This window comes from Dorea sp. ICN-14282, assembly GCF_037890115.1.
GTDB classification, from domain to species: Bacteria; Bacillota; Clostridia; order Lachnospirales; family Lachnospiraceae; genus Dorea_B; species Dorea_B phocaeensis.
Genome location: NZ_JBBKBH010000001.1, coordinates 693,190 through 706,086 on the forward strand (window position 1 = coordinate 693,190; position 12,897 = coordinate 706,086).

General features: G+C 45.3%; 11 protein-coding genes and 1 tRNA gene. 1 reads left to right on the forward strand and 11 read right to left on the reverse strand.

Annotated features, from left to right (window positions below):
- Positions 1-49 precede the first annotated feature (49 nt).
- The 9 genes from WKT00_RS03325 to WKT00_RS03365 form a co-directional block, all read right to left on the reverse strand.
- Positions 50-826: a Nif3-like dinuclear metal center hexameric protein gene (locus WKT00_RS03325; RefSeq protein ID WP_173814335.1), complete on the reverse strand. Its 777-nt coding sequence runs from the start codon at positions 824-826 to the stop codon at positions 50-52.
- A complete protein-coding gene (locus WKT00_RS03330; protein WP_340260950.1) occupies positions 804-1,529 on the reverse strand; it encodes a tRNA (adenine(22)-N(1))-methyltransferase in 726 nt (241 codons plus the stop codon). The genes WKT00_RS03325 and WKT00_RS03330 overlap by 23 nt, the downstream gene beginning before the upstream one ends.
- A gap of 13 nt (positions 1,530-1,542) precedes the next feature.
- Positions 1,543-2,652, reverse strand: a complete 1,110-nt coding sequence (gene rpoD, locus WKT00_RS03335; RefSeq protein WP_101694159.1) for an RNA polymerase sigma factor RpoD — start codon at positions 2,650-2,652, stop codon at positions 1,543-1,545.
- 39 nt (positions 2,653-2,691) lie between these two features.
- Positions 2,692-4,467, reverse strand: coding sequence for a DNA primase (gene dnaG / locus WKT00_RS03340; RefSeq protein ID WP_101694744.1), 1,776 nt, complete (start codon positions 4,465-4,467; stop codon positions 2,692-2,694).
- Between the two features lie 46 nt (positions 4,468-4,513).
- Complete coding sequence (locus WKT00_RS03345) at positions 4,514-5,518, reverse strand: deoxyguanosinetriphosphate triphosphohydrolase (protein WP_101694158.1); 1,005 nt, start codon at positions 5,516-5,518, stop codon at positions 4,514-4,516.
- A gap of 77 nt (positions 5,519-5,595) precedes the next feature.
- A tRNA-Leu gene (locus WKT00_RS03350) sits at positions 5,596-5,680 on the reverse strand.
- A 68-nt stretch (positions 5,681-5,748) separates the two neighbouring features.
- Positions 5,749-6,288: a DUF5662 family protein gene (locus WKT00_RS03355; protein WP_101694157.1), complete on the reverse strand. Its 540-nt coding sequence runs from the start codon at positions 6,286-6,288 to the stop codon at positions 5,749-5,751.
- Between the two features lie 11 nt (positions 6,289-6,299).
- On the reverse strand, positions 6,300-8,048 hold the full coding sequence (locus WKT00_RS03360; protein ID WP_340260955.1) for an alpha-amylase family glycosyl hydrolase: 1,749 nt from the start codon (positions 8,046-8,048) through the stop codon (positions 6,300-6,302).
- A 47-nt stretch (positions 8,049-8,095) separates the two neighbouring features.
- Positions 8,096-9,115 carry a sugar ABC transporter substrate-binding protein gene (locus WKT00_RS03365; protein WP_340260957.1) on the reverse strand — a complete coding sequence of 340 codons (1,020 nt, stop codon included), beginning with the start codon at positions 9,113-9,115 and terminating at the stop codon, positions 8,096-8,098.
- Positions 9,116-9,279: 164 nt separating this feature from the next.
- Here WKT00_RS03365 and WKT00_RS03370 point away from each other — a divergent pair, with 164 nt between their 5' ends.
- Positions 9,280-9,567, forward strand: coding sequence for a DUF1292 domain-containing protein (locus WKT00_RS03370; RefSeq protein WP_101694155.1), 288 nt, complete (start codon positions 9,280-9,282; stop codon positions 9,565-9,567).
- On the opposite strand, the gene WKT00_RS03375 is transcribed toward WKT00_RS03370, so the two are convergent.
- Together WKT00_RS03375 and gltX are read right to left on the reverse strand one after the other, a co-directional pair.
- Entirely contained in the window at positions 9,553-11,397 is a 1,845-nt protein-coding gene (locus tag WKT00_RS03375) for an ATP-dependent helicase (RefSeq protein WP_340260960.1), read from the reverse strand. The two genes, WKT00_RS03370 and WKT00_RS03375, sit on opposite strands and share 15 nt — an antisense overlap.
- A gap of 39 nt (positions 11,398-11,436) precedes the next feature.
- Complete coding sequence (gene gltX, locus WKT00_RS03380) at positions 11,437-12,897, reverse strand: glutamate--tRNA ligase (protein ID WP_101694153.1); 1,461 nt, start codon at positions 12,895-12,897, stop codon at positions 11,437-11,439.

Genomic DNA, 12,897 nt, shown 5'->3' on the forward strand with positions numbered 1-12,897 from the left:
TTTCTGCAATTTGTTTTCTGCTTCTATTCTTATGCCCTTCGTGGATAAATCAGATCACCGAAAACGGAGATTGACGCTTTGCCCCTGTAACGGTTACTTCCGGTAGCTGTTCGGACAGCCACGCCGACATATCTTTTATAAAAGCGCTTTCCAGACCATAGTGCCCGGCATCGATCACCGCCAGACCTCTCGCCACGGCGTCAATTCCTTCATGGTGACCGATATCGCCAGTCAGAAGCACATCTGCGCCTTTTGAAATTGCCACATCAATCACACTTTTCCCAGAGCCCGGACAAATAGCAATCTTCTTTACCGACCGATCAAGATCTCCAAACACTCTGACAGACTCCAGTTCAAATCTTTCTTTTACCCGTTCACAGCAATCTTTTAAAAGCATAGCTTCCTTCAAAAACCCGATGCTGCCAATCCCTGCTTCCGGAATCTCTCTTGTTACTTCCAACGCCCTCTGTTCCTCCAGCCCGAAAAGATCTGCACAAAGTCGTGCCATCCGAAGTACATCGTAGTTCGTATGCATAGCATAGCAGGCAATGTCCTCTCTTAAAAGCTTCACAAGCCGCCGCCCGATAAAATCTTCGTCAGTGATACGCTTCATTCCTCCAAAAATCAACGGATGATGTGTTACCAGTAAATCCGCCTCTGCGCACCGGGCGTCCTCTATCACCTCATCGGTGGCATCCACTGCCACATAGATATGCTTCACCTCTTTTTGCATTCTTCCTGCCAGAAGCCCTACATTATCCCATTCCATTGCTTCTTCTTTGGGATACTGCCTCTCAATGGTCTTAACAATCTGTTTCAGTTCCATATACGTCCTCCTCAAAATAGGTCAGCGCTTCCTGCACCAGCAGAATCTCCCTGCGCACTTCTTCCATCCGTACTTTTGCGCTTTCACTGTCCCGATGGCCAAAGAGCTGGCGAAAGACGCTTTCTTTGATTGCCATCTCCCGCTTCAGATACCGATACAATACCGGATGCCGATCGTTCAAAAGACACTTTCCGTACTGATATTCACATGCGCTGTAGCTTTCTGATTCCCCATGTACCACCCGCATAACCGGGTAGAATTTCCCATCCTCTTCCGTCATATCTTCTACTTCAATCCGAAAATGATGTTCTGCCAGAAACTGACGTACTTTAAATATTTCCGACTGTGGCTGAAGGATAAAATGCTCAATGGTATCTGCCACCTGTTTTCCTTCTTTTAGAATCTTGATCACCAGACCGCCGCCCATTCCAGCTGCAATCATAGTGTCTACTTCCTTCGGCTTTACCGCCGAAAGCCCATCCGACAGACGGGTCTCAATCTTCCCTTTCCATCCATGTCCTAAGATATGCATCCGCGCCCTCTCCAGCGGTCCCTTATTGATGTCCAATGCAATCACCTTGGATGCAATCTTCTTTTCCATCAGATAGATGGGAATATAACCATGATCGGTTCCGATATCTGCAACAGAGGCGCCCTCTGTCACAAGACCCGCAACCGCGTAAAGTCTCTTTGATAGTTCCATAGGCGCCTCTTTCTTAATCCAGATAATCTCTTAATTTTCTGCTACGGCTTGGGTGACGAAGCTTGCGCAGTGCTTTCGCTTCAATCTGGCGGATACGCTCACGGGTAACATCGAATTCTTTTCCAACTTCCTCCAATGTGCGCGCCCGTCCGTCATTCATACCAAAGCGGAGTCTCAATACCTTCTGCTCCCGTTCTGTCAGTGTATCCAACACCTCATCCAGCTGTTCTTTCAGCAGAGTCTGGGCTGCTGCTTCTGCCGGAACCGGTACATTGTCATCCTGAATAAAATCTCCCAGATGGCTGTCTTCTTCCTCTCCGATTGGAGTCTCCAAAGATACTGGTTCCTGTGAAATCTTCAGGATTTCTCTTACTCTTTCTACCGGCATGTCCAACTCTTCTGCGATTTCTTCCGGAGCCGGTTCTCTTCCCAGTTCCTGCAAGAGCTGCCTGGACACACGGATCAGCTTGTTGATGGTTTCCACCATATGAACCGGAATACGGATCGTTCTCGCCTGATCCGCAATCGCTCTTGTAATCGCCTGACGGATCCACCAGGTCGCATACGTACTAAACTTAAAGCCCTTCTGGTAGTCGAATTTCTCCACTGCCTTAATCAAACCTAAGTTTCCTTCCTGAATCAGGTCTAAAAACAGCATGCCTCGTCCCACATAACGCTTTGCAATGCTGACAACCAGACGTAAGTTGGCTTCTGCCAAGCGTTTCTTAGCATCCTCGTCTCCATCTGCCATGCGCTTTGCAAGTTCTACTTCTTCCTCCGCTGACAGAAGCGGCACTTTTCCGATCTCCTTCAGATACATACGCACCGGATCCTCGATACTGATTCCATCCGGAACAGACAGATCGATCTTCTCCATATCCACATCATCTTCTTCGGAGATCATAATATCTACATCGTCAATATCATCGTCATCACTTATCCGAAGAACATCGATATTGTTGGATTCCAGATACTCAAATACCTTCTCCATCTGATCGGAATCCAGTTCCATGTCTGCAAAGAAATCATTGATTTCCTGCAGTTCCAGTACGCTCTTTTTCTTCTTTCCCAGTGCAACCAGTTCTCTTAGCTTCTCCAAAAATTTTGCCATGTTTTCTTCCATGTAGCGCCCATCCTCTCATTGCTTGTTTATATTTTATCCTTAATTAATAGAAATATGCAGTTTCTGCAGGTCCTGCAGCTTACGCTTCGCATCCATCAGCCGCTGCAGTCCGCTGATATCTGTCGCATCCAAATGCCTGGTAGCTTCCTCAATACTGTGGCTTTTTACCCGGACTACGGTCTCCATCAACGCTTTCTCCTGTTCCTTTACCGTCGTCAGCTCTTTGATTTTTGTATGGAACAATCCCGCAACTTCTCTATGTTCTTCCTCATCTGTAAAATGATTCATAATCTGCGCCGGGTTCACAGTATGTTCCCGGTACTGCTCATATACCAGCTCCGCCACTTTGCGGTACAACCCTTCCGAGAAATCTTCCGGAGTAATGTACCTTTCAATCTGTCGGAAAATCGCTTCGTCCTCGATCAGCCAGGTCAGTAAGATTTTTTGAGATTTTAAAATCCCATCTTCCTTTCCCTTTTCTCTGTTCTGTGTAGTTTTCGGCCTCTCCACTGGCTTGGCAAGCCCCTGCTGAATTGCCATCTTGGTCACCAGTTTGCGAAGATCCTCATACCCTACGTGGTAGGACGATGCTACGGCTTCTATGTAATTATTACGTTCGATCTCTTCCTCAAACTCCGTCAGGCGTCTCGCTGCCTCCCGCATAAATCCCGTCTTGCCTTCCGGGGAATGCATATCATAACTACGCTCCAGAATCTCCAAACTGAACATGAAACCATTTCTCGCCTTTTGGATCCTCTCTTCAAAAGCTTCTGCTCCCAGATTCTTAATGAATTCATCCGGATCTTTATAAGGATCCATACGGATCACTCTTGCACTGATTCCCACATTTTTCAGAATCGGAACTGCCCGAAGCGCCGCCTTAGTTCCCGCCTCGTCGCTGTCATAAGTCAGGTATACCTCCTGCACATACCGCTTGATCAGCGAAGCATGTCCAGGTGTCAAAGCCGTCCCAAGGGATGCCACCGCATTGGTAAATCCAGCCTGATGAAGGGAAATCACATCCATGTACCCCTCACACAGCAGGAAATAAGGACGTCTGGAGCTTCTTGCTCTGTTCAGTCCGTACAAATTCCGGCTTTTATCAAAGATCACCGTCTCCGGTGAATTCAAATACTTGGGTTTTGCATCTCCCATTACACGGCCGCCAAAGCCAATCACACGGTTATTTGCATCCATAATCGGGAACATCACCCGGTTCCAGAATTTGTCATAAACACCCTTTTTCTCATCTACCGTAATCAGTCCCGCTTTGGCAATCATCTCGTCTGCATAGCCCTTTGATTTCAGATACCGATAGAGATCATCGCTGTATTTATTAGAGTATCCCAATCCAAACCCTTTGATTGTCTCATCGTCAAGTTCACGCCTTTTCAGGTAATCTAATGCCTGAGCGCCATGCTCTGACTTTAACTGTACATAAAAATACTGGGCAGCGGCCTTATTGATCTCTAAAAGCACTCCTTTTAGATCCGCCCGCGCCTTTGCCTCCTTGGAATATTCCTGCTCCGGCAAACTTACGCCTGCCCGATCCGCCAGGTATTTTAACGCTTCCACAAAGGAATAATTCTCATATTCCATAAGGAAGGTAAATACGTTGCCGCCTGCGCCGCAGCCAAAACAATAGTACATCTGTTTCTGCCTGCTTACGGAAAAAGACGGTGATTTCTCATTGTGAAACGGACATAGGCCAAAATAGGAACTTCCCTTTTTCTGCAGTTTTACATAACCGGATATTACATCCACAATATCATTTTTTGCTCTTACTTCTTCTACGATTTCATCAGAATAATACATTTTTAAGCCCTCATATATAATATTCGACAAAAGAATCGGATTTCCTTTAATTTTTCCAAGATTCCGGAACAAAATATTTTTCAAAGGTCTGCACCGCATAATTATCGGTCATTCCTGCGATATAATCGCAGACCACCTGCTCTTCCTTTTCTCCTTCTTCCAGCATATCCTGATAGAATTGAGGCAATAAATCCAAATGGGCTCGATAATAATGATATAGTTCCCCCACCATATTCACCGCTTTGTACTCTTCCCCTTTTGCTATCGGATTCATATAGACATGTGTAAATAAGAAGGAGCGAAGTCCTTTCATGGCTCCTTCCACTTCCTCTGACATTCGGATAACCGGCTGATCCATACTGTTGGTAATCACATCATGGATCATGGAATTCAGACGGATCCGAGGCGTTTCACCCAGAATTTCCCGATATTCTTTTGGGATTTCTTCTTCCGAGAGAATTCCACCTCGAATTGCATCATCCATGTCATGGTAAATGTACGCAATTTTGTCAGAAAGCCTTACAATCTGTCCTTCCAGCGTTGCAGGAGTTGTCCCTGTCTTATGATTTAGAATTCCGTCTCTGACCTCCCAGGTCAGATTTAACCCTCTGCCCTGCTTCTCCAGACGCTCCACCACGCGTACGCTCTGCTCATTATGTCGAAATCCCAGCGAACACACCTGATTCAAGGCTCTCTCGCCTGCATGTCCAAAAGGGGTATGTCCAAGATCATGCCCAAGCGCAATCGCCTCCACTAAATCTTCATTTAAGCGCAGCGCCTTCGCGATCGTCCTTGCATTTTGAGATACCTCTAACGTATGGGTAAGCCTCGTCCGGTAATGATCCCCTTTCGCCAGCAAAAATACCTGAGTCTTCTGGCGAAGTCGCCGAAACGCCTTGCTGTGGAGAATCCGATCTCGATCCCTCTGGTAAACCGGACGAATATCGCACTCCTCTTCCGGCTGCCGCCTTCCTCTTGACTGACTGCTTCTTGAGGCATAAGGACTTAAATACTGAAGTTCCCACTGTTCCATCTGTTCTCTGATCGTCATATGCATTCTCCTATCATTTTGCAAATACAAAAAATGAGAAACCTTTACCACAAAGATTTCTCATCCATTTAACGAACTGCGGAAGATGGGACTTGAACCCACACGATCGCATTGATCACAAGATCCTTAGTCTTGCTCGTCTGCCAGTTCCGACACTTCCGCAAGTGACGCTCTATCGACCGTCCGAAGATTATATTACTATATGAATAAGGAAATGTCAACACTATTTTTTAATTTTTTTGAAGAATTTTATGACGGATATAAGCGAAGGTTTCTTCTTCCCCTTTTTCTGCCAACATCGTCAGCAGAAAATGAAGCTGCTTTGCCGTGTCTGGATGAATCATTCTGCCAAGCTTCGCCGCTCCCTGTTCATAATATGCCAAAGGGTGCGTATCCTTATAATTCTCCCCCTGATAAGTCTTGGACGCTGCAATCCGGTCTATGAACATCTCGATCACATAGCGAGTCGGCATCTTCTGACCTACAATCCCTTCTCCCGGGTTTACGCTATAGTCAATCCAATACTCATAGTGGTGTCTGTTTCTTCCTTTGTGGTGAAGCCACGCCTTCGAGTACCCGGTACTCTCCCGCTCCGCATTATTGGGACTTCTGGTCCCCTGATAATATCTACAGCCCACCAAAAATTCCGTCGGAGAATATTTCGACAGGTCATGCATCAGCCCCTGCCGATACAGCCCTACTTTGAAGCAGCCCTTCATCACCAGCCATTTATGATGATTAATTGTCCGCAGATGTTGTAACGCTTTCATATTCTTCTCTCCTACATCCCTGCCAGAAGCATCACTGTTCGATCCTCTACCGGCACCATTTTCTGATTTTCCAGCTTTATCGGTTTCTCCAGCACGCCTTCTCTGGTTGACGCAATCCGATACCATTTTTGATTCTTCCCAAGAGCAGGCAGTGCAAATTCATGCTCCAGCCAATGCATATTATATGCCACAAAACACGCTGCTTTCTTTTCTCCGTCTCCGTCATCAACGCTGTAATACACGCCAAGCTGCCGGCTGTATACTTCTGATGGAGTTCTCCATGCGCTCTCACCGTGATAAGATACATCCGGTACCCCGCACCTGGTTTTATCCAACCCTTGCATCTCCTTAGCCGGGGCAAATACCGGATACTGTTTCCGAATTCGGATCAGCGCCTTCACAAAGGCATGAAGCTCCGCTTCTTTTTCCAATTTTCTCCAGTCCAGCCACGCAGTGCTATTATCCTGACAATAGACATTGTTATTCCCTTTCTGCGTATTTGCGAACTCGTCTCCTGCTAAAATACAGGGTGTCCCTTGTGCCGTTAAAAGCAGAAACCACGCATTATAGAGCTGCTTCTTTCTAAGTTCCAGTACCGTTTTTTTCTTTGTCGGTCCCTCCGCTCCACAATTCCAGCTGTAATTATAATCCGGGCCGTCCTGGTTCTGCTCGCCATTTGCCTCATTATGCTTCCCATCATAAGAAACCATATCGTACATCGTAAATCCCGTATGGCCTGCTATATTATTAAAGATGCCTTCTCCTTCACTGCTGTGTCGAAGCCAGTAAATCACATCGCCAACCATTCCTTCATCCCCCTTCAGGAACCGACGCATTACCGTCTGAAATCCCGTCTGGTGAGTCATAATCTTCGATGTTCCCAGAATCGGATCTGCCAAAATCCCTTCCATAGGAGCAACCAAAGGATTCAGGATAAAGCCATCCACATGATATTCCAGCACATAATACCGCAGACATTCTTCCATCATCTGCTTTGGCATCTTGTCGGTAAACGGCATTTCAAATACAACTTCTATCCCCGCTCTGTGACATGCCTTCACCATCTCTTTGCATTCCGTCACCGGATCTTTTGATGCCGCATAGGCGCTTTTAGGCGCAAAACAGAATGCTTCTCCATACCCCCAATAATTGGTATAACGTTTACACTCTTCAAATTCATATACCGGCATACATTGAATCTGATTTACGCCCAGGTCTACAAGATAGGGGAGCTTTTCAATCAACCCCTGAAACGTTCCTTTCCCTTTCACGCCAGAAGAGAAATGCTTCGTAAAACCTCTTACATGAAGACTGTAAGCAACAACCTGATGATACGGAATCTCAAGGGGAGCATCCCCTTCCCAGTCGAACGCTTTTTGACTCAAGCTTCCGCGCACTTCATGCTGCTGTACATCACACGGCTTTCCCCATACGCTCTTTCCTTCCAGAGCCTTCGCATAAGGATCGACCACAATCTGATCTCCGATTTGATAATTGTATTCATAACAGGACGTATCCAAGCCCTCAAGCGCCACACTCCAAACTCTTCCGGATGCTCTCTTCATCGGGAAAACCTTCCTGGGTTTCGTCTCCCCCTTCCGGTAAAGAATCAGACAGGCAGAACTTCCGGCAGGAACAGAAACTGCGAAATTCACTTTTCCATCTGCTGCCTTGACGCCAAGCGGAAGGGGATCTCCTGTCACTGCAGTAATCTCCACACAATCACATCCCGATTCCCTACAGTCCGTCTCTATCTCCATTTTCTTTTTCCTGCATGCCTCTTCCATATCCTGTCCACCCTTTCTGTCTATTGCCAGCCATCCACGCCGTACATTTCCACATTATCTTTGTTAATCAGAAAAACTTCTTCAAAAGTCTCCTTCTCATATTCTTCTCCATCCAGCACTTTTACTGCAATCTGCGCTGCCGTCTTCCCGATATTAATCGGAGACTGAGCTGCTGTCGCCGCGATCTGGCTGTCTAACTTTTTCAACTCTTTTTTAATATCCGGTGAACCGTCCACTCCATAAATCAGCACTTCATCCAGCCCTGCCAAATTAACCGCAGTTATCACTGCAACCGCCAGCTGATCATTTCCACACATAATCGCTGTCACATCCGGGTGTTCTTCTATCATTGCTGTTGCCACCTCAAGCGCTTTCTCAAACTGACCGCCCGTATCCTCTCTGGCTACCACTTCAAATCCATTTTCCGCCTTGGTAATTGCCTCCTCAAATCCGGTAATTCGGTCGTTAACGGAATTTTGTGCCGGACTCTCTAAAATTGCTACCTTTCCGCCTGATGGACATTTTTCAATCAGATCCTGTCCACAGATATATCCTGCCTCCCGATTATCCGATCCCACATAGGCATCCACATAGTCCATCTCTTTCACCTGGCTGTCCACATTGATAATCTTTACCCCTGCTTCTTTTAATTCCTCCAGTGACGGAGTAATCTCTTCCCAGTCTACCGGACTTAAAAATACTGCATCTACGCCTTCTTCTATCATCTCGCTTAACTGACTTGCCTGAAGCTTCGGATCTGATGCCGGATCTTTCATCGTCAGCGTATAGCCTTCTTTTTCCAATTCCTCCCGGATTGATGCCTCCAGTGTAATAAAATAAGGATTTTCCATATCGATTCCGGAAAAGCCGAAATGATACCCTTCTCCTTCACCAGAGTCCTCTTCTCCTTCTGTTCCTTCTTCCGTTTCTTCTTTCACCGCATTGTCTTCCGGTGTTCCAACATTCTTTTTGCATCCGGATAATGCGAAAATGCACACGAGCATCACTGCCAACACGCTTAACATTCTTTTCTTCTGCATAATGACATCCTCCTTAATCTGTGTTTTTCCCACACGGACAGCCTTATTTTACAACATTTTTACCGTTTTGGCTACTCTTTTCATTTTTCCTTGCTTTTTAGAGATTCCTTTGGTAGAGTAAAGATATCGAATAAAGATATCTATAAAACAAAGGAGAGCAAATCATGGATGAATTTATGACAGTGGAACTGACTCTTGATAATGATGAGGTAGTAGAATGTGCCATTCTGACTTTATTTGAAGCCGGAGAGAATCAGTACATTGCACTGCTTCCATTAAATGAAGAAGGCGAGACCGAAGAAGGCGATGTATATCTGTACCGCTATATTGAGAATGCCGACGGCGAGCCGGAACTTCAAAACATCGAGGACGATGACGAATACGAAATCGCCGCAGATGCTTTTGACGAGTGGATGGATACGCAGGAATTTGAAGAATTAGACGAAGAGTAATTCTTCTGCAAAACGGGATGGGCTTAGGTCTTTCCCGTTTTTTTCTTTTGCATAACTAATGATCAGCTTCTGTTTTGCCCGTGTCATAGCTACATAGAAGAGTCTGCGTTCTTCCTCAATCTCTTCTGCCGTCTTTGCCTTCTTATAAGGCGTGCACCCTTCATTTGCATGGATCAGAAATACCTGTTCAAATTCCAGACCTTTGGCGCCGTGCATCGTCATCATTGCTACACCGTCCGGTTTTCTTTGATTCTCCCTCATCTGAAGTCTTCTCAAAGTTTCCCTATATTCTTCGATATGCGCAAACCACTCCTGGGCTGTTCGATAAGCTTTTGCCTGACTGTGGATTTCCTCTAAAACCAACTTAAGCTCTTCGAAAGAAAGTTGTCTGGAAGCCGCATATTCCTTCAGATATTCTTCATATCCTATATTTTTGCGGATATACTGAACTGCCGCATACGGCGTTTTGTCACGAATCATCTTCATATCCCATTCCCACTGATCAATTCGATCCATCATCCAGTCCTTATCACAATAAAAATTCCTCATAGACTCATAGGTCACCGGCTCCCCTTCCATGCTGTCCCTGCTAAGATAACGATTGGGCTTATTTGCCACCTGTAAAAAATATGCCCGTTTCCAGTCTTTCTGAGCTAGATGAAGATAACTAAGAAGATCCGCCGCAATAAAGTGATCATAAAGGTTCTGAATACGCTCCTTCATCGTAAAGGGAATCTGCTGCTTGGACAATGCTTCCGATACAGCTCTTGCATCCGCAACGGTCCGGTACAACACTGCCATCTCGCTGTAAGGAATTCCCTTCTGTGCTGCAATCTTAATTTGATCTGCCACATACTCTGCTTCTTCTGCCGGATCCTGAACTTCCTGAATATGAACACTATCTCCCGCTTCCCGACTGGAGCAAATCGCTTTATCAAAGCGCATCTTATTGTTCCCGATTACTCGAAGCGCCCCGTTTACAATATGCCCGGAAGATCGGTAATTGATATCTAAAAGAATCCGATCGGCCTGTGGATAATCCTTTTGAAACTGCATCATAATCCCCGGCTTCGCCCCGCGGAATCCATAAACCGATTGATCATCATCCCCTACCACGAACAGATTGTTCTGCGGCGCTGCCAGCATCCGCACCACATCATACTGAGCCTGATTAATATCCTGAAATTCATCCACCAAAATATACTGAAACTTCTCCTGCCATTTCTTCAAAATATCCGGCCGGTGAAGAAAAAGCGCCCTGCATTTGATCAGCATATCTTCAAAATCAATCTTGCGAAGCTCCTGCTTCATCCGTTCATAATTCCGATACAGTTCCCGAAATCTCTCTGTTCCATACTTTTGGGATTCATACGTGCGGATATCCCTGCAGTTATTCTTAATGTTGCCGATTTCTGCCGCTAATTCCTGCAAATATTCTTTTTCTTCTCCGGCTCCTTTTAATTCTTCCCAAGAAAGCTTCGTTGCCGCTTCTCGAATTAATATGTATTTTTCTTCATCACTTAAAAGATTGCTCTGATTTAAACCATATGCCCATTTCAGAATTCCATAATAAATTCCATGGAAGGTACCAAAAGTCACGGCAGTATTTCCGCAGCCATACAGGGAACAAAACCGTTCCTTCATCTCTTTTGCGGCATACTTTGTAAAGGTAATGACCAGAATTTCTTCTGGTCTTACCCTATACTTTGTAATCAGATATTCGATTCTTTTTGCAATGGTAAGTGTCTTCCCGGAACCGGGGCCGGCAAGGACCATACAAGGTCCTTCCCGATGGGCGACTGCCCTCTTCTGAGCGTGATTTAAACTCATGAGACTCCCCTTACTTGTTTTCTACTTATCTTTTTCCTGCTATTTCTGCAGTAATTCGATTCCTGCACGGATTCTTCTTAGAGATTCTTCTTTTCCCAAAATCTCCATAATCTCTGTTGCACCGCCCGGTGTGTTCTGTTTTCCTGATACCGCCGTTCTAACTGGCCACATCACAAATCCAGTCTTTACACCTTTCTCGTCTACATAACCTTTCAGCACCTCAAACAGCGCATCATTGCTGAAATCTTCCTGCTGCTCAAGAAGCGGCAGTACCTCCTGCAATACTTCCAAAGAATTTTCTTCATTCGTCTTCATTTTCTTATGACAGTACATTGCTGTATCATACTGCGGCAATTCTTCAAAGAAATCAATCTGCTCTTTCAAATCCGGAAGCACTTCAATTCTCGTCTTTACTAAAGCCGCAATCTTCTTCAAGTCACAATCCTTTGTCACAACCTCTTTCATATATGGTTCTGCCATCTGGTAGAACTTATCAAAGTCCATCGCTTTTAAGTATTCACCGTTCATCCATTTTAATTTTACCACATCGAATACGGCAGGTGATTTACTCATATGGCGATAATCAAAAGCCTTAATGAGCTCTTCCAAAGAGAAGATCTCCTGATTGTCAGACGGACACCATCCAAGCAGCGCCACATAATTGACAACTGCCTCTGTCACAAATCCCTGATCAATTAAATCTTCATAAGAAGAATGTCCACATCTCTTGCTAAGCTTCTTATGATTTTCATCTGTAATCAATGGGCAGTGTACATATACCGGAATGTCCCATCCAAACGCTTCATAAATCTTATTATACTTCGGCGCAGATGAAAGGTATTCATTTCCACGCACAACATGGGTGATTCCCATCAGATGATCATCGATTACATTTGCAAAATTATACGTCGGATAACCATCGGATTTGATCAGAATCAAATCTTCCATCTCCTTATTCGGAACGGTAATCTCTCCGTAAATGTCATCGTGGAATGTAGTCGTTCCTTCTGTCGGCATATTAAAGCGAATCACGTACGGCTTTCCTGCTGCCAGATTTGCTTCCACTTCTTCCTTACTCAATCCAAGACAGTGCTTATCATACACAACAATCTCTGTATCACTGCCCTCAGATACGCTGCTCCTTAAGGATTCCAGTCTCTCTTTGTCACAGAAGCAGTAATAAGCATCTCCCTGCTCAATCAGCTTCTTTGCATACTCCAGATAAAGACCAGATGCATTTCTCTCACTCTGCACATAAGGTCCTACACCTCCGTCCTTGTCCGGACCTTCATCATGCACCAACCCTGTCTCTTCCAGTGTATGATAGATGATCTCCAGCGCTCCCTCTACAAAACGCTCCTGATCGGTATCTTCGATTCTCAACATAAAGTCGCCATCCTCATGCTTTGCAATCAGATACGCATACAACGCTGTTCTTAAATTCCCTACATGCATTCTTCCCGTAGGACTTGGTGCAAATCTTGTTCTTACTTTACTCAT